The 22,288-nt window shown below is 62.4% G+C and carries 22 protein-coding genes; 8 read left to right on the top strand and 14 right to left on the bottom strand.

The window, feature by feature from the left end; genetic code table 11:
- Positions 1-42: 42 nt before the first annotated feature.
- From AC1RKJ_RS17575 to fabI, 6 genes are all read right to left on the bottom strand, one after another.
- Positions 43-1,248, bottom strand: coding sequence for an adenylate/guanylate cyclase domain-containing protein (locus tag AC1RKJ_RS17575; protein ID WP_492792197.1), 1,206 nt, complete (start codon positions 1,246-1,248; stop codon positions 43-45).
- A 55-nt stretch (positions 1,249-1,303) separates the two neighbouring features.
- Positions 1,304-2,536, bottom strand: coding sequence for a GNAT family N-acetyltransferase (locus AC1RKJ_RS17570; protein ID WP_492792196.1), 1,233 nt, complete (start codon positions 2,534-2,536; stop codon positions 1,304-1,306).
- Positions 2,503-2,964 (bottom strand): hypothetical protein, encoded by a 462-nt coding sequence (locus tag AC1RKJ_RS17565; RefSeq protein WP_492792195.1) that lies wholly within the window; start codon positions 2,962-2,964, stop codon positions 2,503-2,505. Before AC1RKJ_RS17565 ends, AC1RKJ_RS17570 begins: the two co-directional genes overlap by 34 nt.
- A 153-nt stretch (positions 2,965-3,117) precedes the next feature.
- Positions 3,118-4,200 (bottom strand): chorismate synthase, encoded by a 1,083-nt coding sequence (gene aroC / locus AC1RKJ_RS17560; RefSeq protein WP_492792194.1) that lies wholly within the window; start codon positions 4,198-4,200, stop codon positions 3,118-3,120.
- Positions 4,201-4,291: 91 nt separating this feature from the next.
- Positions 4,292-4,891: a histidine phosphatase family protein gene (locus tag AC1RKJ_RS17555; RefSeq protein WP_492792193.1), complete on the bottom strand. Its 600-nt coding sequence runs from the start codon at positions 4,889-4,891 to the stop codon at positions 4,292-4,294.
- A gap of 163 nt (positions 4,892-5,054) precedes the next feature.
- Positions 5,055-5,876 carry an enoyl-ACP reductase FabI gene (gene fabI, locus AC1RKJ_RS17550; protein ID WP_492792192.1) on the bottom strand — a complete coding sequence of 274 codons (822 nt, stop codon included), beginning with the start codon at positions 5,874-5,876 and terminating at the stop codon, positions 5,055-5,057.
- Between the two features lie 192 nt (positions 5,877-6,068).
- Between fabI and AC1RKJ_RS17545 the strand changes: the two genes are divergently transcribed.
- Both AC1RKJ_RS17545 and AC1RKJ_RS17540 read left to right on the top strand, forming a co-directional pair.
- Positions 6,069-6,560 (top strand): sigma-70 family RNA polymerase sigma factor, encoded by a 492-nt coding sequence (locus AC1RKJ_RS17545; protein WP_492792191.1) that lies wholly within the window; start codon positions 6,069-6,071, stop codon positions 6,558-6,560.
- A gap of 220 nt (positions 6,561-6,780) precedes the next feature.
- On the top strand, positions 6,781-7,551 hold the full coding sequence (locus AC1RKJ_RS17540; RefSeq protein ID WP_492792190.1) for an anti-sigma factor family protein: 771 nt from the start codon (positions 6,781-6,783) through the stop codon (positions 7,549-7,551).
- Positions 7,552-7,566: 15 nt separating this feature from the next.
- Here the strand turns inward: AC1RKJ_RS17540 and AC1RKJ_RS17535 are convergent, their stop codons facing one another.
- The 4 genes from AC1RKJ_RS17535 to AC1RKJ_RS17520 form a co-directional block, all read right to left on the bottom strand.
- Complete coding sequence (locus AC1RKJ_RS17535; RefSeq protein ID WP_492792189.1) at positions 7,567-8,841, bottom strand: hemolysin family protein; 1,275 nt, start codon at positions 8,839-8,841, stop codon at positions 7,567-7,569.
- 220 nt (positions 8,842-9,061) lie between these two features.
- Positions 9,062-9,340: a hypothetical protein gene (locus tag AC1RKJ_RS17530; RefSeq protein ID WP_492792188.1), complete on the bottom strand. Its 279-nt coding sequence runs from the start codon at positions 9,338-9,340 to the stop codon at positions 9,062-9,064.
- Positions 9,341-10,249: 909 nt separating this feature from the next.
- Positions 10,250-11,266, bottom strand: coding sequence for a DnaJ C-terminal domain-containing protein (locus tag AC1RKJ_RS17525; RefSeq protein WP_492792187.1), 1,017 nt, complete (start codon positions 11,264-11,266; stop codon positions 10,250-10,252).
- Positions 11,267-11,419: 153 nt separating this feature from the next.
- The gene (locus tag AC1RKJ_RS17520) at positions 11,420-11,941 is read right to left on the bottom strand and encodes an RT0821/Lpp0805 family surface protein (protein WP_492792186.1); all 522 of its coding nucleotides are present in this window, start codon (positions 11,939-11,941) and stop codon (positions 11,420-11,422) included.
- Between the two features lie 15 nt (positions 11,942-11,956).
- Between AC1RKJ_RS17520 and pdxH the strand changes: the two genes are divergently transcribed.
- Positions 11,957-12,598: a pyridoxamine 5'-phosphate oxidase gene (gene pdxH, locus AC1RKJ_RS17515; protein ID WP_492792185.1), complete on the top strand. Its 642-nt coding sequence runs from the start codon at positions 11,957-11,959 to the stop codon at positions 12,596-12,598.
- A 44-nt stretch (positions 12,599-12,642) separates the two neighbouring features.
- Complete coding sequence (locus AC1RKJ_RS17510; protein ID WP_492792184.1) at positions 12,643-13,407, top strand: SDR family NAD(P)-dependent oxidoreductase; 765 nt, start codon at positions 12,643-12,645, stop codon at positions 13,405-13,407.
- Between the two features lie 64 nt (positions 13,408-13,471).
- On the opposite strand, the gene AC1RKJ_RS17505 is transcribed toward AC1RKJ_RS17510, so the two are convergent.
- On the bottom strand, positions 13,472-13,897 hold the full coding sequence (locus AC1RKJ_RS17505; protein ID WP_492792183.1) for an organic hydroperoxide resistance protein: 426 nt from the start codon (positions 13,895-13,897) through the stop codon (positions 13,472-13,474).
- Positions 13,898-14,110: 213 nt separating this feature from the next.
- Here AC1RKJ_RS17505 and AC1RKJ_RS17500 point away from each other — a divergent pair, with 213 nt between their 5' ends.
- Positions 14,111-14,569 (top strand): MarR family winged helix-turn-helix transcriptional regulator, encoded by a 459-nt coding sequence (locus AC1RKJ_RS17500; protein WP_492792182.1) that lies wholly within the window; start codon positions 14,111-14,113, stop codon positions 14,567-14,569.
- 19 nt (positions 14,570-14,588) lie between these two features.
- Here the strand turns inward: AC1RKJ_RS17500 and ku are convergent, their stop codons facing one another.
- On the bottom strand, positions 14,589-15,461 hold the full coding sequence (gene ku / locus AC1RKJ_RS17495) for a non-homologous end joining protein Ku (RefSeq protein WP_492792181.1): 873 nt from the start codon (positions 15,459-15,461) through the stop codon (positions 14,589-14,591).
- Between the two features lie 133 nt (positions 15,462-15,594).
- On the opposite strand from ku, the gene ligD reads away from it, so the two are divergent.
- Positions 15,595-18,291 carry a DNA ligase D gene (gene ligD / locus AC1RKJ_RS17490; protein WP_492792180.1) on the top strand — a complete coding sequence of 899 codons (2,697 nt, stop codon included), beginning with the start codon at positions 15,595-15,597 and terminating at the stop codon, positions 18,289-18,291.
- Here ligD and AC1RKJ_RS17485 read toward each other — a convergent pair whose 3' ends face one another.
- Positions 18,292-19,266, bottom strand: a complete 975-nt coding sequence (locus tag AC1RKJ_RS17485; protein WP_492792179.1) for a magnesium transporter CorA family protein — start codon at positions 19,264-19,266, stop codon at positions 18,292-18,294.
- A 345-nt stretch (positions 19,267-19,611) separates the two neighbouring features.
- Here AC1RKJ_RS17485 and AC1RKJ_RS17480 point away from each other — a divergent pair, with 345 nt between their 5' ends.
- Together AC1RKJ_RS17480 and AC1RKJ_RS17475 are read left to right on the top strand one after the other, a co-directional pair.
- On the top strand, positions 19,612-20,298 hold the full coding sequence (locus AC1RKJ_RS17480) for a L,D-transpeptidase (protein WP_492792178.1): 687 nt from the start codon (positions 19,612-19,614) through the stop codon (positions 20,296-20,298).
- Positions 20,299-20,517: 219 nt separating this feature from the next.
- The gene (locus tag AC1RKJ_RS17475; RefSeq protein WP_492792177.1) at positions 20,518-21,207 is read left to right on the top strand and encodes a L,D-transpeptidase; all 690 of its coding nucleotides are present in this window, start codon (positions 20,518-20,520) and stop codon (positions 21,205-21,207) included.
- 53 nt (positions 21,208-21,260) lie between these two features.
- On the opposite strand, the gene AC1RKJ_RS17470 is transcribed toward AC1RKJ_RS17475, so the two are convergent.
- On the bottom strand, positions 21,261-22,277 hold the full coding sequence (locus tag AC1RKJ_RS17470) for an extensin family protein (protein ID WP_492792176.1): 1,017 nt from the start codon (positions 22,275-22,277) through the stop codon (positions 21,261-21,263).
- Positions 22,278-22,288: the final 11 nt, after the last annotated feature.

Here is a 22,288-nt window from a genome sequence, read left to right as displayed (position 1 = left end):
CATCGCCCGAGAGCAAAACGGCGGCCTTAAAGGCCGCCGTTTTTATTTGGCCTGGTCCGCGTCTGTGGGGGGCATGTCGTCCGGCAAGCCGTAGACGCGCTGCGGGGCGGCAAATCCCGCCACCGAGAACAGGCCGAGATCGGTCCAGTCCGCATCAGCATGGCCTGCGAACTCGGTGGAGGCGAGGACCGTGCGGTTGAGCCGCCCGGTCATCTTCTCGATGCGCGCGGCGAGATTGACCGCCGGGCCGATGCAGGTGAAATCGAGCCGGTCGCCGCCGCCGATATTGCCGTAGAGCACCTTGCCGACATGCAGCGCCAGACCGAAGCGGAAGTTGGCGAGCGTCTCGCCGCCATCGTCATAGGTCATCGCCGCGACGCTGGCGCGACAGGCCCGGGCCGCGTCCAGAACGCGCTGACACACGGCCTTTTCGTCGCCCTCGGTTTCGCTGATCGGAAACACCGCCAGCAACCCGTCGCCCATGAATTTCAGGACTTCGCCGCCGTGATCGAGAATCGACGGCACCTGACAGTCGAAGTAACGGTTGAGAATATCGACCACCGCTTCGGACGACAGACGGTCCGACAGCGGCGTGAAACCGCGCAGATCGGACAGCCAGATCGCGGCATGCATGGATTCGGTGTGGCCGCGGCGGATTTGCCCCGCAAGGATTCTGGCGCCCGCGCGCCCGCCGACATAGTTGTTCAGCAGCCCGGCGGCGGTGCGCCGCAGCAGCCAAATCTCGATCATGCGCGTCAGGGACGGCATCAGCGCATTCAGGCCGTCGATCTGCGCGTCCGTGAAGCCGCCCGGCTCTTGCGTGATCCAACTCGAGGCGTGGACTTCGCCATCGGACATGACGAGAGGGAGCGCGAGATAGTCCGTCGCGCCCTCGGCGCGCATCTCGGCAAAGAACGGCGAGTTGCCGATGTTGCTGTCGGACAGCCGCCGCCGCACCTCCCGCCCCTGTTCGAACACCGTCGCCAGCGGACTTGAGAGATAGTCGTCCTGCAATTCCGAACCATAGGCCATGGTGCCCAGGGTCACGCCGGAGCCGCGCCGCCAGACAAAGCTGCGGCCGATCAGGCTCGGGTGAAGCATGCTGACGAAGATGCCGACGCGCCACAGCGGAAGACCGCCCGCGACCAGCCGCTCGCACGCTTCGGCTGCAAACAGTTCAACCTGCGGCGCCGACTGCGCGCCGTTCGCCAGCCAGTTCGCAACGCTCTCAAGGTTTACAGCCTGCATGGTTCCGTTTTGCGACGACAGGCGGCATCGGGTCAAGACCGGTGGCCGGGTGCGCTCACCACAGATCGCGATAGTTCGGGAATTTCTTCAGCATCGCGTCATAACGGACCGGCTGCAGCCACCTCAGGGCCACCTTCATGACCGGATTCAGCATCGGCGAGACGTGACGCACGTAGAGATCGATCGGGTCAAGGCGATGTCCGAGATGCAGCTTCGGTTCGTAATTGAGGCCGCTGCTGCGAATCCACTTGAATCCGCGCCCGATCGCCCAGGTCGTCATGTCCCGCACGATGTAGTGATAGAGGTGCAGATCGAGTGCGATGGCATAATCGAAGCCCACATATTCGAAGAACAACTCGTCGCCCTGAATCATGAACATGCCGAAGGCGGCCAGCCTGTTGCCCCTGTGCCAGAGCAGGAAAAAAACCTTGTCCTTCATTCGCACGCTTAACTGGCGGAAGTAGTCCTTGGTGAGTTTCTCAAAATGAAGCTTCGAGCGTTCGTAGACTTGCAGATAGAGCGGGTAGATTTCATCGATCAGACCGGTGATGTCACCGGTGGCGCTCATGCGAATGCGCTCGTCCGCCGTCGCCTTGAGATTCTTGCGGAAGTGCCTGCGCGCGTTGCCGCTCATCGCCCTGGAAATGTACGTGTCGAAGCTGTCATAATCGATGTTGAGCTTTGTCATCGGCATGCTCGGGACGCGGGAGAATCCGGCTTTCACAAAGCACGCGAGAGCGTCACGGTACCGCGCCGGAAATTCCTTCAGGACGATGAGATCCGCACCGAGCATTCGTGCATGTTTGACGATATCGCGCGACAGCAATTCCGCGATGGCGGTGGCCGGCAGATCGTCGGCGCAGGCCAGATGTCCTTCGCCTGCGGAACAGCCGACCATCAGGGTTCGCAACTTGAGAAAGCGCGGGTTCACGCGGCGCACGGACGCAACCCAGCGCACATAGGCAGGTTTGACGCCTTCGACGATATCCTGATCGAGCAGGAAGAACGGCTGGACCGCCCGGATACGGCCGGCATCGTCGCGGACCGCAAAATAGCGATACTCGAAATTGTCCGGAAGCGTATCTTCGATGATCTCGTAGTAGCGATAGTCCTTCCTCTCTCCGGCGAACATCGATCGCCAGGCCGCGCAGGAGTCCAGCTCGGCGCGAGTCACGACCTCAACCGAGAACGAAACTTGCGACGAGCCGGTTCTGCCCGCAGCGTGTCCGGATTCAGACCCGGTCACTGTCGGCGTCAGCCGCAGACATACACTTGCCGCCAGCGCCATCCGTAGCGGGTAGGAACCCGCATGGTCTGGTAGCAGTCGTCATACGGATAACCGGCGTAATAGTAGTCGTTGTAATAGTAGGGCACGCCGAATCCGATCGCGAACGGAGCGAAATTCCGGAAGTGCCGGTGATGACGGAAGTGCCCGCCGTGACCGAATCCCACGCCGCTCACGTTGGCAAAGCGGGCACCGCCTGACGGCACGGCAAAGCGGGATCCGCTGAATCCACCACCGTGCATGGCAAAACTGCCGCTCCGAAATCCGCCGCCGGATATCGCTGCGCCGCGGAATCCGCCGCCGCCACCACCGTGGAAGCCGCCGCCGCCGTGACCGCCTCCTCCGTGACCGCCGCGTGCGAACGCGTCAACTGGCGAGTACGCAGCGATTGCCGCAACCGTGGCAACGCCGATCATGAGTTTTCTGAACATGGCTCACCTCCAACCGAGATGTGGCCCCTAAATCATAACGCGGCGTGCGAGATTATATTTCCGCGCCTCGTCAAATTTAATTGAGATGAACGCTTCATAACAGCGATCAGCCGCCAGCCGGCTCTCGGTGGCCGCGCGCTGACACTGCGGAATTCATGTCCCGACCTGCCCGCGATGGCGCAGCAGATGATCCGCGATCACGCAGGCCATCATGGCTTCACCGACCGGAACGGCGCGAATGCCGACGCAAGGGTCATGGCGGCCCTTGGTCATGATGTCGGTGTCCGCGCCGGATTTGTCGATGGTGCGCCGTGGCGTCAGGATCGAGGACGTCGGCTTCACCGCAAAGCGCGCAACGACGGCCTGCCCGGTCGAGATGCCGCCGAGAATGCCGCCGGCGTGATTCGACAGGAACGTCGGGCCGTTATTGCCCATGCGCATTTCGTCGGCGTTTTCCTCGCCGTGCAGTTCGGCGGCGCCGAAGCCCGCGCCGATCTCGACGCCCTTCACCGCATTGATGCTCATCAGCGCGGCGGCAAGATCGCCGTCGAGCTTGCCGTAAATGGGCGCGCCCAATCCAGCGGGCACACCTTCGGCGACAACCTCGATCACGGCACCGATGGACGAACCCTTCTTGCGGATGTCATCGAGATATTCCGCGAAGAACGCGGCCTTGGCCTTGTCCGGGCAGAAGAACGGATTGCGGGCGACCTCGTCCCAGTCCCATGCCGCCCGGTCGATCTTGTGCGGACCCATCTGGACCAATGCGCCGCGCACGCGCACGTCCGGAATGATCTTGCGCGCGACAGCACCCGCAGCGACACGCGCGGCGGTTTCGCGCGCGCTTGAGCGCCCGCCGCCGCGGTAATCGCGCAGGCCGTATTTCGCCTCATAGGTGAAGTCGGCGTGACCGGGACGAAACTTGTCCTTGATCTCGGAATAGTCCTTCGAGCGCTGGTCGGTGTTCTCGATCATCAGCGCGATCGGCGTGCCGGTGGTGACCTGCCCCTTGTCCGTGTCCATCACGCCGGACAGGATTTTCACCTGATCGGCTTCCTGCCGCTGCGTCGTGAAACGCGATTGCCCCGGACGGCGGCGGTCGAGATCGAGCTGGATCTCCTCCACGGTCAGCGGGATTTGCGGCGGGCAGCCATCGACCACGCAGCCGAGCGCCGGCCCGTGGCTCTCGCCGAAGGTCGTGACGCGAAACATATGGCCGAAGGTGTTGAAGGACATGGTTCGTACCGGCGACTATGCAAAATGCGTACTTAGTTCGTAACGCCACGAGCCGTCAGGGTCAAATACGCGAGCGCATAAAGCGTCCGCCTTAACTATGTTTCGTGACCTGCCCGTCGGCAAAGACGTAAACCACGCCCTGCTCCACCGTGAGATCCGACGCGCCGACCGGCGTTTCGACATCCAGCGCCACCAGCAACGCGCGCATCGAGCCGCCATGCGACACCGCGACGGTGTCCTGCAGCAGCGAGTCGTACCAGTCGCGCATGCGGATGGTGACGGAGGCATAGCTCTCGCCGCCCGGCGGCGGCACGCCCCACTTGTCGATCTGACGTTCGGCGAAAATCTCGGGATGCGACAATTCCATCTGGGGCAAGGTCGATCCTTCCCAGTGACCGTAGCCGATCTCGCGCAGCCGGTCGTCGAGCTGATAGTCGTGCGGCGGCACGCCGAGCACTCCGCGCAGCAACTCCATGGTGTTGCGCGCGCGTCCGAGCGGCGACGACACGAACGGCAGCTTCGCGGGGTTGTGTTCGTCGCGCGCCAGAATATCGACCAGCAATTCGCCGGAGCGGATCGCCTGTTCCTTGCCGATGTCGTTCAGCGGAATGTCCTGCGTGCCCTGAAAGCGGCCCGCGGCATTCCATTCGGTCTGGCCGTGGCGGATGAAGTAAACGGTGGGAGATGGCATGGAATTACTCGGTTTTTCTCTTGGTCGTCATCCTGAGGTGCAAGCCGCTCTTGCGGCGAGCCTCGAAGGATGGCGTGACAAAGAAGACGGACATGCCATCCTTCGAGGCTCGCGACAAACGTCGCTTGCACCTCAGGATGACGCTGCGCGTCTTGAGTGACGCTTATTCTTTCCCGCCCAGCGAGATGTCCGGCGCGTGCGGATTCTTCATGCCGGTGACGTGATAACCGGAATCGACGTGATGCACTTCGCCGGTGACGCCGCGTGACAGGTCCGACAGCAGATACATCGCGCTGTCGCCGACCTCTTCCTGCGTGACGTTGCGGCGGAGCGGTGCATTCAGTTCGTTCCACCGGAGGATATAACGGAAATCGCCGATGCCGCTCGCCGCCAGCGTCTTGATCGGTCCCGCCGAGATCGCGTTGACACGGATGTTCTTCTCGCCCAGATCGGCCGCGAGATAGCGCACGCTGGCTTCAAGCGCCGCCTTCGCCACGCCCATCACGTTGTAATGCGGCATCCACTTTTCCGCGCCGTAATAGGTCAGCGTCAGGATCGAGCCGCCCTCGGTCATCAGATGTTCGGCGCGCTGGGTGATCGCGGTCAGCGAATAGCACGAGATCAGCATCGACTTGGTGAAGTTGTCCTGCGTGGTCTCGAGGTAGCGGCCGTCGAGTTCGTCCTTGTCGGAAAACGCGATGGCGTGCACGACAAAGTCGATCTTGCCCCACTGCTTCTTCAGTTCGGCGAACACCGCGTCGATGGTCGCCGGATCGGTGACATCGCAATGGCCGAGCGTGATCGCGCCGAGTTCCTTCGCCAGCGGCTCGACGCGCTTTTTCAGCGCATCGCCCTGCCAGGTGAACGCGAGTTCCGCGCCCTGGTCGCGGCACGATTTCGCGATCCCGTAGGCGATGGAGCGGTTGTTCGCCACGCCCAGGATCACGCCCCGCTTGCCGCGCATCAGGCCCACATTTTCAGCCATGAATTCACATCCAGATTGCCGGATAATAAGGACGCCCCTCATGACATAGGCGCCAAAGCGGTTCAAGCCGACAAGGGGCGCAGACCCCTAACCTTAATGGCCGAAACCGCCGGAATACGTGGCCATTGGCGGTGTTTTATCGATAGAACGGCAGATGTGCCGCCAGACCACGACGACCTTCGCGGGCCATTGATGAGCAACGACTTCCGCCACAACGTCGAGACCATGATCCCGGCCCTGCGGCGCTATGCGCGGGCGCTGGCTCGGGACTCTGACATCGCGGACGATCTGGTGCAGGACACGCTGGTGCGGGCGCTGCGTTCGGAGAAGCTGTTTCTCGGCGGCGACCTGCGCGCCTGGCTCTATACGATCTTGACCAACCTCAACCGCAACCGCCGACGCTCGCTGGCGCGGCAGCCGACGTTGATGGAACTGCACGACACCACGGCGGACGCCTCGGGCACCGAAGCCGAAGGCCGCGACATCTCCCGCGCGCTTGCCACGCTCGCGGACGACCAGCGCGCGGTGCTGTTGCTGGTGGTGCTGGAAGGCCTGAGCTACCGCGATGTCGCCGACATTCAGGGCGTGCCGATCGGCACGGTGATGTCACGCCTCGCCCGCGCGCGGGCGCATGTGAAGGCGACGCTTGAGGGGGAACGTCCCGCCCTGCGGCGGGTGAAGTGAGACACGACAAGGAACGATGCGAGATGGAATCGATGCGCGACAAATGGGGAGATCCGCTTTCTTCTCCCTCTCCTTCGTGGAGAGGGTGGCGCGCTGAAAGCCATGCGATTGGCGCGCGGGGTGGAGGTGTTTGTACCTTGCGTAACCTCCACCCCACCTGTGCGAGCGGCGGGGTGCCGCGATTGCGACGAAACGACACTGGATCTGAGAGACAATGCCGATGACCGACACCAACATTCCCGTCACCGAGGACGAACTCCACGCCTACGTGGACAACGAACTCCCCGCAGAGCGGCGGGCCGCGGTCGAGGCATGGCTCGCGACCCACGCCGACGACGCCGAGCGGGTAACGTCATGGCGCGCGATGAGCGACGCGCTCCATGCCAAATACGACACGGTGATGGACGAGCCGGTGCCGGCGCGGCTGTCGGTCGACCAGTTGTCGCGTGCGCCGCGCCGCTGGATGATGGGCGCTATCGCGGCCTCCCTGCTGGCGTTCGCGGCGGGCGGCGGCGCCGGATGGATGGCGCATGGCGCCAGCGCGAAGCCGTCGATGTTCGCGAATTTCACCGGCGACGCGCTCGACGCGCACAAGCTTTACGTGGTCGAGGTGCGCCATCCGGTCGAAGTCGCAGGCAATGAGAAGGCGCACCTTCAGCAGTGGCTGACCAAGCGCTGCGGTTGGCAGGTTCGTGCGCCCGAACTCGACGCCACCGGGTTGAAACTCGTCGGCGGCCGGTTGCTGCCCGGCCCCAACGGCCCTGCGTCGTTCCTGATGTACGAGACGACATCCGGCGAGCGCTTCACGATCTACGCGTCGCGCGCAACCACCGACACGACACAGATGCGCTACGCGGCGAGCGGCAGCAACGGCGCAATGTTCTGGGCCGACCGCGGCGTGGGCTATGTCGTGAGCGGCGGCGCGGACCGCGACCGCCTCACGCAAGTCGCGCGGCTGATCTACGACCAGAACGAGAAGGCCGGACTGTAAGCCCGGCTTTTCTCCTTACTCCTTGCTCGCCAGCACCTTGTCGATGCGGCGTCCGTCGAGGTCCATGATCTCGAACCGCCAGCCATCCGCGTTGATGACTTGCCCGACCGCGGGAATTGCACCGAACTTCTCGAGCAGAAAGCCGGCAAAGGTCTGGTAAGGGCGCGATGCAGGCAGTTCGATGCCGAGCAGTTGCGCGAACTCGATCGCGGGCATCCAGCCAGCGATGAGCAACGATCCGTCATCGCGCCTGACGAAGGCCGGCTCCGCCGGACCTTCCTCGGTGTGAAAACTGCCGACGATGGATTCCAGAATATCCGCGCTGGTGACGACGCCCTGAAACGTCCCGTATTCGTCGTGAACAAGCCCCATGTGAACCGGCGAGTCGCGCAGGATGGCGACCACGTCGCGCGCGTCGACGGTTTCGGGAATGACCGGCGCTTCGCGGATCAGGTCGCGGATGTTGGGCACCTTGCCCGAGAGATACGCATCCAGCATGTCCTTTGCCTGCACGATGCCGAGCGTTTCCTCGCCGTCGAACACCGGCAGGCGGGAATGCGAACTGTCCCTGAACGCGAAGCGGATCGCCTCCGGCGGCTCCGACAGATTGATCATGCTGACTTCATGACGCGGCGTCATGACCGCGCCCACCGGAAGATCGCCGAGCCGCATCACGCCGGCGATCATTTCCTTTTCGCCGGGCTCGAGCACGCCCGCGTTTTCCGCTTCCACGACAAGCGTGCGGATTTCGTCTTCGCTGATTTTTTCCTCGGCATCGCCGCGCTGGCCGAGCAGCCAGAGCAGGCCCTTGCCCGAGCGATCGAGCAGCCAGACCAGCGGCGATGAGACTTTCGCCAGCATCACCATCGCCGGTGCGACCTTTACCGCGACCGCTTCGGGATCGCGCAACGCGATCTGCTTCGGCACCAATTCACCGATGATCAGCGAGGCGTAGGTGATCACCGTAACCACAATGCCGACACCCGCCGCATCGGCGACGCCCGGCGACAATCCAACACTTCCCAGCCACGCGCCGAGGCGCGCGCCGAGCGTAGCGCCGGAAAACGCGCCCGACAGCACGCCGACCAGCGTAATGCCGATCTGCACGGTGGACAGAAATTTTCCGGGATCGGATGCCAGGGCGAGCGCGCGACGCGAACCGCTCACTCCCTTTTCAACAAGTCCCATCAGCCGCGCGGGCCTGCTTGAGACGATGGCAAGCTCCGACATGGCGAGCAAGCCGTTGATCACGATGAGAACCGTGACGATTCCAAGTTCGAGGGATAACAAGGTGTGCCTTTTATGACGAAACGCTCTGCCGTCGATCCCGAATACTATCGGCGTTTACAGGGTGAGGATAGGCGGCGCACCCGCGCACCTTACTCCGTGGAACCGGATCTGCGCCGACGGCGGGCGCGATTAAATCGCGCGTGATTTCAAATCTGAAATGCTGAAAAATTATCTCTCTGAAAGCGGCGGTATGCTCAGGCGCCGCTGCGAGGGCGCGGCATCACGCCTCGCCGACCGCCTCCGGTTCGGCAACTTCCACGAGCTTTTTCTTCGGCGCGGCCTTCTTCTTTTTCGGCTCGACCGGCGGCGGATTCAGTGCCTCTTCCGCTTCCTTCGCGAGACGCAGCGCGCGCAGGCGCTCCATGTTCTTGCGGACGTCGATCGACTGCTTGTCCACCTGGGCAAGCGCCGCCGCGCCCTCGATGCGGGCCACACGCTGCTTTTCGAGGCGGGCGAGTTGTTCGGGCGTCTGAATCTTGGGGGCTTTGCTTGTCATCATCAATATATGGGTATTGGAACCCCATTCCGCCACCGCTTGAGTGCAAATCGCAGCAGCGGCGGAACCGCAGGCGAGGCGTTGACAAAATCCGGATATATGATTATATTCCTATGATCTTGTTCGTGAGGGGCGCTTCTCGAGGGCGCTTTGAAGCGGAGCAGGATGTGGCGCCTGCACGTGTGTTTCGCAAACACACGCTCGGGAGGCTGGGGTCACCGTCCGGGCTCACTATGGGGCTCTGCCGTTCGCGGCTGGACGCGGACAGGATGAAGGCGGAGAAATCCCGCCGGATCAGAACGCGCCGCGTTCGTCCTGTCCCGGAAGTACGGTCCTCTCGCCCAAAATCGCCGCAGTGGAGCGCCGTGAGGCGATGCGCTTCCGGAGACACATCGCTTCGCACGCGGTGCCGGCAGCGAAACAAACACAAGGTGCGCCTCGCGGCGCTCCATGCCCCTCGCTGTTTTGAGCGGGCAGAACCAAAAGCCCAACTCGCGCATGGCGCGAGAATAATCACGCGTGGCTGTTTGAAAACTGGCTGTTTGAAAACTGAATCGGAAATGCGTGAGCGCGACGCAGCAACATATCCGATGTCGTCCCCGCGCAGGCGGGGACCCATGCTCACTGAACTTGCGGAGAGCGGATCGCCGTCATCAATAATGTTTCGAGGATTAATGGGTCCCCGCTTTCGCGGGGACGACGTGAAGAGAGATCAGGGACGGCGCGAAGAAAAATTGCGCGCGATGTTACACCACCCGCGATCGTCATCACCGGGCTTGACCCGGTGATCCACGCCTTGCGAACGTTAGGATAAGTCGTGGATGGCCGGGTCAAGCCCGGCCATGACGAACTTTAAGTCAGGCGAGTTCTGTGCCGCACTTGGGACGTCGCCTCGGGGACGGCGTGGAAAGATTACTCAAAATCCGTGCGCGGATTGGTCGGATGGTGGTCACGCCATTTCTCCATCAGCGCTTCCAGCTCCGCATCGTTGCCGTCGGGCAGCACGATCCGCGTGGTTGCAAACAGATCGCCAAAAGCGTCGGCCCCCTGCGCGCCCTTGATCGGCATCCCCTTGCCCTTCAGGCGAAACGTGCGCCCGCTCGACGTGTTCTTCGGGATCGAGAGCTGCACCGCACCGTCGAGCGTCGGCACGCGGACGCGCCCGCCGAGCACGGCTTCATACAGCGTGATCGGCAGGTCGAGGCGCAGGTCGTTGCCGTCGACCTTGAAGTAGGGATGCGGCGCGATGTTCACGGTGATCAGCACGTCGCCCGGGCGATGGCCGGGCGCAGTCTCCCCCTGCCCCTTGAGGCGGATCTGCTGACCCGCGGTGACGCCCGCCGGAATCTTGACGTTGAGTTCCTTGCCGGTCGGCAGCCGCACGCGGCGCGTCGCGCCGTTCACCGCTTCCTCGAGCGCGACGGTCATGGTGACGGAGACATCGAGATCGGTCGCGAACGGCGTGTCGTATTCGAACGTGCCTGCACCGCCGCGCGGACCGCCGCCGCCCATGGGACCGGCGCCGGCCTGACCGCCAAACATGCTCTTGAGAATGTCCTCGAACGCGCCGCCGCCGCCAGCGCCGGCAAATCCGCCCGCGCCCGGCGCACCGCCGGTGCGGAACGAATACTCGAAGCCGCCCGGCCCCGCGCGGCGCGCGCCGCCGCCGCCGGGAAAGCCAGCGCCTTCAAAATTCTGGAACTTCGGTTTGCCCTCGGCATCGATCTCGCCGCGATCGAACTGCTTGCGCTTGTCCTCGTCACCGAGGATTTCATTCGCAGAGTTCAATTCGGCAAAGCGATCGGCCGCTTTCGGGTCGCCCTTGTTGGCATCGGGGTGGTGCTTCTTGGCGAGCTTGCGAAAAGCGCTCTTGATCGCCGCCGCACTGGCACCCCGCTGCACCCCCAGGACCTCATAGGGGTCGCGCATCCGTCAGGTCTCCTTGGAATTCAGGTGAGGACCGAGTGGCCCTTTGCCCTGATGTGGGGTTTTCGTGACAATCCCGCAACGGGTTTACCCGCGAAACTGCGATGGCCGCGGCGGTTCTGGCCACGTGTTCGATTTGTTAACCGCGCCTCAACCCTAGCTTCTTTTCCAGGGCTTCAGATTGCGGATCTCCCAAGAGCCCTTGTCCTGCTGACAGGCGGCGCCCTGCAGCCACCCTTCATTACTGCCGCGCACATAGCTGGCAAGGAAATCCCGGCAGGTCCGGCCTTCCGCGGTGTAGGTCGAGGCCAATGGCGTGACCGAGCCGCGCGCGCCGGTCTCGGGATTCTCCCAGGGCTGGCTGACATCCTTCTGGCCGCGGCTCAGCACGTCGGAGGCGGCGTTGCGGGCGAGCGCGAGGTCGGCGTCGGTGAGATTGGTGTCGTCGTGGGAGCGGATCACCGGCGTGATCGAGCCGGTCACGTCGGACGCATCGTCCTTCCGGAGGTCCTTGCCGAACATGGTCCCCATGCTGCACCCGCCGGCGGAGCAACCCACCGCAACCAGCGCCACCGCCGTGACAAGCCGCCCGATCGGCGATAGGCCACGGCCCCCACGTACCCTATATAGGGAACGCTCGAGAACAGACTTGGCACTGAGCGCCGCCAGGATACGCAACCGGATACTCCAGACATGAACGGTCCAGGATCCATCAAAACCCCAAGTGAGTTAATTTCAGGTGATTTCACTGCCGCGGACGAGCCTTTTGGGCTTTTTGCGGTGTGGTTTGCCGAGGCCGTGAAGTCCGAGCCGAACGATCCAAACGCCATGGCCCTGGCGACCGTGGACGGCGACGGGCTGCCCGACGTGCGCATGGTGCTGCTCAAGGGCTTCGATGCCGACGGGTTCGTGTTTTACAGCCACATCGACAGCGCCAAGGGCCGCGAACTGGCCGCGACCCCCAAGGCCGCCCTGTTGTTTCACTGGAAGTCCCTGCGCCGGCAGGTCCGGATTCGCGGGGCCGTCAGCCGGGTCACCGACGCCGAGGCTGACGCTTATTTCGCCACCCGGCCGAAGCAGGCCCAGATCGGCGCGTGGGCCAGCAAGCAGTCGCAGCCGCTGGAAAGCCGCATGGCGTTCGAGAAAGCCATCGCGCTCAACGCCGCGAAATATGCCATCGGCGACGTCCCCCGCCCCCCCGGCTGGAGCGGCTGGCGCATCACGCCGCAGGCCATGGAATTCTGGCATGACCGCCCCTTCCGCCTGCACGACCGCATCGAATTCCGCCGCGCCGCGCCGGATGCGCCGTGGGCCAAGGTGCGACTCTATCCATGAACGTTATTTTTTGAATGCGAACGCCGAAGGCGAGACCTCAATCCATGCCGACTTCAACTCCTCCCGATTCCAACGCGCCAAAACGCACGCTGCTGCTGACCGGCGCAAGCCGCGGCATCGGCCACGCCACCGTGATCCGCTTTTCCAGCGCAGGCTGGCGCGTCATCACCTGCTCGCGGCACCCGTTTCCCGAACAGTGCCCATGGGACGCCGGACCGGAAGACCACATCCAGGTCGATCTCGCCGACCACAAGGACACGGCGCGCGCCATCGATGAAATCCGCGAACGACTCGACGGCGGCGCGCTTCATGCGCTGGTCAACAACGCGGCGATTTCACCCAAAGGAAAAGGCGGCGCGCGGATGGGCTCCATCGACACCGACGTCGATGTCTGGAGCCATGTGTTTCGCGTGAATTTCTTTGCGCCGGTGATGCTCGCGCGCGGACTGATCGAGGAACTGAAAGCCGCGAAGGGATCGGTGGTGAACGTGACGTCCATCGCGGGTTCGCGCGTGCACCCGTTTGCCGGCGCAGCTTACGCGACATCGAAGGCGGCACTCGCATCGCTGACGCGGGAAATGGCGGCAGATTTCGGCCGTGTCGGCGTGCGCGTCAATGCAATTGCACCGGGCGAAATCGATACGTCAATCCTGTCGCCGGGAACCGACAAGATCGTCCACGAGCAGATTCCCATGAACCGTCTCGGCACACCGGACGAAGTCGCAAAGATCATCTACGTGCTCTGCACGGAGACCAGTTCCTACGTGAACGGCGCGGAAATCCACATCAACGGCGGCCAGCACGTTTAACGCACTTCAAACGAAAAACGGCGAGGCCAAAGCCTCGCCGGTCGTTGGGAGTGAGCGTCAGCAATCAGACGACGGTGATCTTCACGTCGAGGTTGTTGCGCGTGGCATTGGAATACGGGCAGACCTGATGTGCAGTGGCGACCAGCTTCTCGGCGTCGGCGCGGTCGAGACCCGGCAGCGACACCTTCAGCGCGACATCGAGACCGAAACCACCTTCCGAGCGCGGTCCAATGCCCACGTCAGCGGTGACGGTCGCATCCGCCGGAACCTTGATCCCGACCGTACCGGAGACAGCCTTCATCGCGCCGATGAAGCAGGCCGAATAGCCAGCCGCGAAAAGCTGCTCGGGATTGTTGCCCGGCCCACCGCCACCGCCCAATTCCTTCGGGGTCGACAGATTGACCTGAAACGTGCCGTCCGTGGTGGAGGCTTTGCCGTCGCGGCCGCCGGTTGCAGTGGCCTGGGTGCGGTAGAGAACTTTCGTGGGCATGGCTTTCTCCTTGGGTTTGAAAACCTGGGCTTGGAGCAAACAGCCTTTGGGCCGGCCCCGCCAGTATGGCTGAACGAGTGCTTTATATCGTGCACGATCTAATCGTGCAACAAATATTTTGGATGACAGGCCTGCAAAAATGCGTTGTGCGATTCAATCGTGCGCGCCTTAAATAACCGGCACGGGCGCAATGAGCGCCGGAAGGACAAGCCGATGGCAACCCGACCAACATCCGACGACCTTTTGAAGGTCGACAATTTCATCTGCTTTGCACTGTATTCGGCGGGACATGCTTTCACGCGGCTGTACAAGCCTCTGCTCGATCCGCTCGGACTGACCTATCCGCAATACCTCGTCATGGCGGTGCTTTGGGAAAAGAACGGCCGGACGGTTGGCGAGATCGGCGAGAAGCTACTGCTGGAGTCGAGCACGCTCACACCATTGCTCAAGCGGCTCGAGACGGCGGGTCTGCTCAAGCGAACCCGCGATCGGGATGACGAGCGTGTTGTGCGTATCCAGCTCACGGCCGAGGGCGCAGCGCTGAAAGCGAAAGCGGTGGAAATTCCGGCGGCAATCGGTTGCGCCACCAACATCACTGTCCCCGAGGTGATGAAACTCACCGCCGAGATCAAGGCGCTACGCAAGAAGCTACTCGACGCGCAGGCCGCTTGAAGCTTTAGCTTCCGGGAGCCTAGCCGGCCTTGCGAGCCCGCGCGGTCGACCGAGCCGCTTTCTTGGCGGTTCGGGGTGCGGTACGTGACGCCCGCGCCGGGCGCTGCGCAGGCGCCTTGCCCTTCAGGCTCTGCTTCAGGGCATCCATCAGACTGATGACGTTGTCAGGCTTCGCGGGACGTTCCACGGACTTGATCGTTTTGCCCGCTGCCTTTTCCTGAACCAGCTTTTTCAGGGCGTTTTCGTATTCGTCCTCGAATTTCGAGGCGTCGAAATGAGCTGCCTTGGTATCGAGAATATGCGAGGCCAGTTCGATCATGTCCTTCGAGATTTTCGGCGTCTTGATGTCCTCGAAGAAATCCTTCTCGTCGCGCACCTCGTAAGCGTAGCGCAGCGTGGTGGCGAGCAACCCCTTGCCCAGCGGTTCGATGGCGACGATGCGTTCACGGTTCGACAGCACAATGCGGGCCAGCGCCACGCGATCCTGATCCTTCATCGCATCGCGTATCACAGCGAAGGCATCGGCGCCGGTCTTGCCGTCCGGCACGAGATAGTAAGGACTGTCGAGATAGCGGCGGTCGATCTCGTCACGCGGCACAAAATTATCGATGTCGATGGTGTGATTGCTTTCGATCTGAACGGATTCCAGCTCTTCCTTTTCGATCGGGACATACTCGCCCTTGGCGACTTCGTAACCGCGACCCTTCTGCTCTTTCTCGACCACTTCGCCGGTTTCCGAATCCACCATCTGCTGCTTCAGGCGGTTGCCCGTCTCGGTGTTGATCATGTGAAACCGGGTCCGCTCAGCGCTGGTGGAGGCGGGATAAAGCGCCACGGGACAGGTGACGAGCGACAGCTTCAGCGAACCCTTCCAATACGCACGCGGCAACATCGGTAAACCTCCACTCAACACTTACATGACGAAGGAACTTCAACGAGGGTTTCAGGTTTTTGTTCCTGCCGCCCTGCCCTATGGCGCATGATACAATTATTCCGGATTTATTGCACCGTTGGGGTTTCGCTCCGTGGCCCAAAAGAAACTTAAGGTTTACCGAACAAAACGTGATTTCACGAAGACGTCGGAGCCAAGCGGCAAGGTCGCCGTGGGAACGTCGAAGGTGCGGCGCTTCGTCATCCAGAAGCATGACGCCAGCCGGCTCCACTACGACCTCCGGCTTGAGTACGGGGGCGTGTTCAAATCCTGGGCGGTGACGCGGGGACCGTCCCTCGATCCCAAGGACAAACGGCTGGCGGTCGAGGTCGAGGATCATCCGCTCGACTATGGCGATTTTGAAGGCACCATCCCCAAAGGACAGTACGGCGGCGGCACCGTCATGGTCTGGGATCGCGGCTACTGGTTGTCCGACGATCCAGAGCGCGGCTTTAAGAAAGGCGATCTCAAATTCGCGCTGGAGGGTGACAAACTCCACGGCGAATGGGTGTTGGTTCGCATGAAGAACGACCGCAACGGCGGCAAGCGCACCAACTGGCTGCTGATCAAACATCGCGACGCGTACTCACGCGAAGGCAAAAAGAACGATGTCCTCGACGACGAAAAATCCGCTGCGTCCGGCCGATCGATGGCGCAGATCGCGGCGGGCAAGGGCCGCGCGCCGAAGCCGTTCATGCTGAAGACATCGACCAAGGCAAAAGCCGATCAGGTATGGGATTCGAGCAAGGGACTTGCCGCTGTCGAACGTGAAAAGAAAAGCACGCCGGGATCGGCCCCGGCCAAGGAAGCAACCGTCGCGCAGCTGAGAAGCAAGACCGCAGCCAAGAGCACCGTGGCGAAAGCCGCCAGCAGCCGGCGCGCAGCAGAGCTTCCGGACTTCATTGCGCCACAGCTTTGCACGTCGGTCGAACGGCCGCCGGCAGGTAACGGCTGGGCGCACGAAATCAAGTTCGACGGCTATCGCGTTCAAATGCGGATCGAGGATGGTGAAGTCACGCTCAGGACTCGCAAGGGACTCGACTGGACGGAGAAATTCCCCGCCCTCGCAAAAAAAGGAGGCAACCTTCCGGACGCGATCATCGACGGCGAGATCGTTGCGCTCGATCACGAAGGCCATCCCAGTTTTGCCTCGTTGCAGGCGGCGCTGTCCGACGAGAAGACGGATGACCTGATCTTCTTCGCGTTCGATCTCCTCTTTGCAGATGGAGAAGACCTGCGGCCGTTGCCGTTGTCCGAGCGCAAGGCGCGGCTCCGGGTGCTGCTCGACGGCAAGCGAAAGCGCGATGAGGGAACCATCCGCTACGTGGAGCATTTCGAGTCCAACGGCAACGCCATCATGGAATCCGCCCGCGCGTTGTCACTCGAGGGCATCGTGTCCAAAAAACTCACAGCCCCCTATCGTTCAGGACGCTCGGAAAGCTGGACCAAGGCAAAGGTCCGCGCCGGGCACGAGGTCGTTATCGGCGGCTGGAAAAGCAACGCAGGCAAATTCCGCTCGCTGATGGTCGGCGTGCCGCACGGCGATCATCTCGCCTATGTCGGCGTGGTCGGCACCGGATACGGTCAGGCCGTCGTCAAGCGCATCATGCCCGAGTTGAAGGCTAACGCCGCCGCCAAAAACCCCTTCGGTGGCGAGAACGCACCGAAGAAAACCGCGGAAGTGCACTGGCTGAAGCCGGAACTGGTCGCTGAAATCGAATTCGCAGGCTGGACCGGCGATAACATGGTCCGGCAGGCAGCCTTCAAGGGCCTGCGCAAGGACAAGTCGGCAAGCGACGTGACAGCCGATAAACCCGCCAAGACCCATGTTGCGGCGTTGTCCGCGAAGACGAACGGCAAGTCCCCGTCAACACGCGCAGCTTCCCACAATAGCAATGTTGTCATGGGCGTCACGATCTCCAATCCAGACAAGGCGCTGTGGCCCGACAGCGGAGACGGCGAGCCCGTCACCAAGCTCGATCTGGCGCACTACATGGAGCAGGTCGGCGACTGGCTGATCGCGCATATCAAGGGCCGGCCCTGCTCGATCATCCGTGCGCCGGACGGCATCGGTGGCGAAACCTTTTTCCAGCGTCATGCCATGGCCGGCGTGTCGAAGCTGTTCGACCTCGTAAAGGTTTCGGGCGACCGCAAACCGTATGTGCAGATCGATCGCGTCGAAGGTCTCGTCGCAGCAGCCCAGATCGGCGGGCTCGAACTGCATCCGTGGAATTGCGCACCGAATGAACCCGACGTGCCGGGACGGCTGGTGTTCGACCTCGATCCCTCACCTGACGTTGCATTCTCCGCAGTGGTCGACGCCGCCCGCGAGATGCGTGAACGGCTGACGGATTTGGGGCTGGAAAGTTTTTGCAAAACAACCGGCGGCAAGGGACTTCATGTCGTCACGCCGTTGAAGGACGCGAAGAAAGACAAGATCGACTGGAAAACCGCGAAGGCATTCGCGCAGGCCGTGTGCCAGCAGATGGCAGAGGACAGCCCCGAACACTATCTCCTCAACATGTCGAAGAAGCAGCGCGAGGGAAAAATCTTCCTCGACTATCTGCGCAACGATCGAACATCGACGGCCGTCGCGCCGCTATCGCCCCGTGCGCGCGACGGTGCGCCGGTATCCATGCCAATGACATGGGCGCAGGTCCGCAGCGATCTCGATCCGATGAAATATACGTTGCGATCGGTGCCCGCGCTGCTCGCAAAAACGAAGGCTTGGGCCGATTACGATGCTGCCGCGCGATCGATCAAGGCCGCAATCGCGAAGCTCGCGAAATAATTACAGCCACCGCTTCCACTTGAAAAACATGTACGGCCCCGCCGCCGCGAGCAGCATCGCGAGCAGCGCCAGCGGATAACCCCACGGATGCTCCAGCTCGGGCATCATCTTGAAGTTCATGCCGTAGATCGAGGCGATCAGCGTCGGCGGCATCAATACAACGGCCATCACCGAGAACAGCTTGATGATGTTGTTCTGCTCGAGGTTGACCACGCCGAGCATCGCGTCCAGCACGAAGGTGATTTTGTTCGACAGATAAGACGCGTGATCGGTCAGTGATGACACGTCGCGCTGCTGGGTCTTGAACTGCGCTTTCTGTTCCTTGCTCCAGCGTCCCGTATCGGTCTCGACGAGAACGAACGAGATCAGACGCCCGATCGAGACCAGACTCTCACGCACCTTCGAGGTCAGGTCGCCCTTCTTGCCGATGGTCAGCAGGATTTGGGAATAGGTCCGTGCGTGACCGCGTTCGGCGGACGGCTCGAAGATTTGCGACGACACGCTGTCGACGTCCGCGCCGGCTCGTTCGAGGATGTCGGCGCAGCGGTCGATCACGCCATCGAGCAGTTCGAGCAGAATGCCGTCGCCAGTGATGTTCGCTGGACAGGAGCGCGCGAGCTTCGCGGCAATCAATGTGAACGGCTTCGGTTCATCATAGCGGACTGTCACGAGGCGATGGTCGGTGAGGATGAATGTCACCGGAGTGGTGCGCGGCGCCTGCGAGTCCGCGGCGCACATCAGGGTCGCGGTCATGTAGCGCGCGCCATTTTCGACGTAGAGGCGGCTGGACGCCTCGATTTCCTGCATGTCTTCGCGGGTCGGAATTTCGATACCGACCAGCCTTTCGACGGCCTTGTCCTCGCCGGGCGACGGCGTCTTCAGATCAATCCAGATCGCATCCGGGGGCAACGATTCAACGTCAATGTCGTCGATTTTCTTAAGGACAGAGGCGCTGGGAACGAAGACCGACAACATGGAGAACTCCCGGAATTTCTTTCGCGGACAACCTGTGATCCATCCGCTCTCAAAGCGCAAATGTTCTCGATTCCCGCAAGCCTTTCACGGACCGCCGCACGACATTCAACTGTCATGAAGGACGCGCCGACCATCCCGAACGATGGCATGCCGCCCGCCCGATAAGCGGGAAGCGCCCTGCCGGTGCGACGCCAAAGCCACAGTTGCGGGACCATCGCACGGGATCACAAGGGTATGACCCGAATGGCGTCCGCCCCGGCGGTTATGGGCTGGCGCTAAACAGAAGCTCGACGTAAATACCATGTGACCGAGCGACGCGCACCACGCACTGATCGGAAACCGTCGATGCCCTCTCCTGCCTCGAATCTTGCCTCTAAACTGGTTGTGCTGGCCGCCGGATTGATGCTCGCCGGCTGCATGCAAACCACCACCTACGAGGCCGCCTCGGACACGACCCTGAAGCCCCGCGACCGGGAGCTTCTCGCCAAGGTCAGTTACGACAAGGTGCCCGTTTCGACCCCGTTCCGGCGGGCGATCGTGGATTACCACCGCAAGGAAACGCCGGGATCGATCATGGTCGATTCCGACAATCACTATCTTTATTACGTTCTCGAGGGCGGCAAGGCGATCCGCTACGGCATCACCGTCGGCGAGGAGGCGATGGCCTGGTCGGGCATCGCCAAGGTCGGTGCGATGACCGAATGGCCGGACTGGCATCCGACCAAAAGCGAGATTTCCCGGCTCGGCGTCCCGACGTTCGTGAAGGGCGGTCCGGACAATCCCATGGGGTCGCGGGCGATCTACCTCTACTCCGGCGGCAAGGATACGCTGTTCCGGATTCACGGCACCAACCAGCCGGAATATATCGGCGCGTCAATTTCCTCGGGCTGCATCCGCATGACCAACGAGGACGTGATCGATCTGTATAGCCGGGTCAAAATGGGAGCGGTGGTGGTCGTGCTCGATCCCAAGCAGGGGGATTCCCCGTTCAATTCCAAGATGGCGCTACAGGGCGGCAGCGGGTCATTTTAGCGCCCGAGACCCGGCATCCGCCGGTCATTTGGGCAGCCGGTGGCGTTGAGGACGAGTCCTGAGGCGCAAATGCCACAGGTAGGATGCTGCATGGCAAAATCAGCATCGAAATGCTGGAAATACGGCACGTTTCGGCGCAGATAGAAGGTAACGGAATCGGAAGCATCTTCCGGCTAGATTCGGCGTGGAGACACGCCCAGCGCCCATTGGAACTTCGGAATGTCCTCGTTCGGCTCAAAAATTATCTTGCTCTTCGCAGGTCTTGCGCTTGCGGGCTGTATGCAGACCTCCACCAGCTTTGAGAAGGCTCCGGAAGCGAGCCTCAAGCCGCGTGACAAGGAACTGCTGGCCAAGGCCAAGTACGAAAAGGTCGCCGTCGCCGAGCCGTTCCGGCGGGCGATCGTCAACTATCATCGCAAGGAAACGCCGGGCTCCATCGTGGTGGATTCCGACAATCACTATCTTTACTACGTCCTCGAGGGCGGCAAGGCGATCCGCTACGGCATCACCGTCGGCGAAGAAGCGCTGGCGTTCTCCGGCATCGCCCGCGTCGGCAACATGCAGGAATGGCCGAAATGGACCCCGACCGCGGACATCCACAAGCGCATCGAAGGCCTGCCGCAATCGGTGCCAGGCGGCCCGGACAATCCGCTCGGCGCGCGTGCGCTGTATCTCTATCAGGGCAATCGCGACACGCTGTTCCGCATTCACGGCACCAACCAGCCGGAATATATCGGCGCGTCGATTTCCTCGGGCTGCATCCGCATGACCAATGAGGACGTGATCGATCTTTACAGCCGCGCTAAGCAGGGCAGCGTCGTTGTGGTGCTCGATCCCAAGCAGGGTGACTCGCCTTACAATTCGAAAATGGCGCTGCAAGGCGGCGGCGGCGGAACAGCGCCGTTCTGAACGCTCGCCTCAATCGAGTTTGATTCCAAAAGCGCCGGTCGATCCGGCGCTTTTTATTTTGTGCCAGTCTGTCGAGACATCCTGCGGCGCGGCTTGGCAGGCGCTGCTGGTTTGTCACCCTCTTCCGTCGGGGTCGCCTGCGGTGCTTCCTCGCTGGATTTCGCCGGCGCAGCCTTTTCCTCTGCGGTCTGGCGTGGCGGCGCTTCCTCAGGGCGTTCCAACGGCATCAGCGGCGCAACGGCGGGCAGCGGGTCGTAGACGCCCCATTGGCACAGTTTGTAGTTGTTGCGGCGCTGGGCGAGGTCGAGATGGATATGGTCCTCATGATACCAGTCAGAGCCCGGACCCAGCACGGTGGTGAACCGCGTGCAGACGGAGGCCAGCACCTTCTCGCGGGTCTCACGCGACACCGTGCGGTCGGTGAGCGACAGCGTGTTGCCGTTCGCGAACTTCATGCCCCGGATGTCGAGCGCATTGGCGAGACCATGTTCGGATAGTTTCGCGTCCTTGACGCGGTTACGGCCACGGCATTCAAATGAATCGAAATTATCGAGTTCACTGATGGTCGTGCCAAGGCCCGCCGCCAGCGGCGCCATATCGGTACGAACCCATTCCGCCACGGCGGTTGCCATCGCGCAGCGCAAGATGGCGGCGGGTTTCAGCACCACACGCTGGGTCGGAGACAGCACGACTGCCTCCAGCCGCACGAGGTCTTCTCCGCCGCATCCGCCGGGGCCCTTGATCGACGGGATCGAGGGCGCGATCGCAATGCTCTCCGTCAACGCAAGGCGACATGCCGAAAGCTCGGGAGGCTTGGATTCCGAAGGTTTGGATTCCGGCGTCGGCTCCGCGGGCTGATCGGCTGCGCCGCCCTGCTCCGGCTGCGGACGGTAGGCAGCCGGCGCTTCTGCGGGCCGAGCCTGCGGCAGCGGCACTTTTGCGCTTGCCTCGATCGAAGCCGCACAGGTAAGGACCAGCCCGGCGGCCACAATGACGCGGGCCGGCAGCCCGCTCCTGGCATGCCAACCAGAAGGCCATTTGCTGGCCGCGTCGTCCGCGCTAGAGTTCATGCAGGTCCTTC

Source organism: Afipia sp. GW822-FHT04G07, assembly GCF_058800765.1.
Note: the sequence above shows the minus strand (reverse complement) of the source record. Positions and strands in the feature narration are given on the sequence as shown.

Bases quoted from the DNA above. Each gene is read 5' to 3' on its own strand.
- AC1RKJ_RS17575 (WP_492792197.1), bottom strand. From the start codon at position 1,248: ATGCAGGCTGTAAACCTTGAGAGCGTTGCGAACTGGCTGGCGAACGGC.
- AC1RKJ_RS17570 (WP_492792196.1), bottom strand. From the start codon at position 2,536: ATGGCGCTGGCGGCAAGTGTATGTCTGCGGCTGACGCCGACAGTGACC.
- AC1RKJ_RS17565 (WP_492792195.1), bottom strand. From the start codon at position 2,964: ATGTTCAGAAAACTCATGATCGGCGTTGCCACGGTTGCGGCAATCGCT.
- aroC (WP_492792194.1), bottom strand. From the start codon at position 4,200: ATGTCCTTCAACACCTTCGGCCATATGTTTCGCGTCACGACCTTCGGC.
- AC1RKJ_RS17555 (WP_492792193.1), bottom strand. From the start codon at position 4,891: ATGCCATCTCCCACCGTTTACTTCATCCGCCACGGCCAGACCGAATGG.
- fabI (WP_492792192.1), bottom strand. From the start codon at position 5,876: ATGGCTGAAAATGTGGGCCTGATGCGCGGCAAGCGGGGCGTGATCCTG.
- AC1RKJ_RS17545 (WP_492792191.1), top strand. From the start codon at position 6,069: ATGAGCAACGACTTCCGCCACAACGTCGAGACCATGATCCCGGCCCTG.
- AC1RKJ_RS17540 (WP_492792190.1), top strand. From the start codon at position 6,781: ATGACCGACACCAACATTCCCGTCACCGAGGACGAACTCCACGCCTAC.
- AC1RKJ_RS17530 (WP_492792188.1), bottom strand. From the start codon at position 9,340: ATGATGACAAGCAAAGCCCCCAAGATTCAGACGCCCGAACAACTCGCC.
- AC1RKJ_RS17525 (WP_492792187.1), bottom strand. From the start codon at position 11,266: ATGCGCGACCCCTATGAGGTCCTGGGGGTGCAGCGGGGTGCCAGTGCG.
- pdxH (WP_492792185.1), top strand. From the start codon at position 11,957: ATGAACGGTCCAGGATCCATCAAAACCCCAAGTGAGTTAATTTCAGGT.
- AC1RKJ_RS17510 (WP_492792184.1), top strand. From the start codon at position 12,643: ATGCCGACTTCAACTCCTCCCGATTCCAACGCGCCAAAACGCACGCTG.
- AC1RKJ_RS17505 (WP_492792183.1), bottom strand. From the start codon at position 13,897: ATGCCCACGAAAGTTCTCTACCGCACCCAGGCCACTGCAACCGGCGGC.
- AC1RKJ_RS17500 (WP_492792182.1), top strand. From the start codon at position 14,111: ATGGCAACCCGACCAACATCCGACGACCTTTTGAAGGTCGACAATTTC.
- ku (WP_492792181.1), bottom strand. From the start codon at position 15,461: ATGTTGCCGCGTGCGTATTGGAAGGGTTCGCTGAAGCTGTCGCTCGTC.
- AC1RKJ_RS17485 (WP_492792179.1), bottom strand. From the start codon at position 19,266: ATGTTGTCGGTCTTCGTTCCCAGCGCCTCTGTCCTTAAGAAAATCGAC.
- AC1RKJ_RS17480 (WP_492792178.1), top strand. From the start codon at position 19,612: ATGCCCTCTCCTGCCTCGAATCTTGCCTCTAAACTGGTTGTGCTGGCC.
- AC1RKJ_RS17475 (WP_492792177.1), top strand. From the start codon at position 20,518: ATGTCCTCGTTCGGCTCAAAAATTATCTTGCTCTTCGCAGGTCTTGCG.
- AC1RKJ_RS17470 (WP_492792176.1), bottom strand. From the start codon at position 22,277: ATGAACTCTAGCGCGGACGACGCGGCCAGCAAATGGCCTTCTGGTTGG.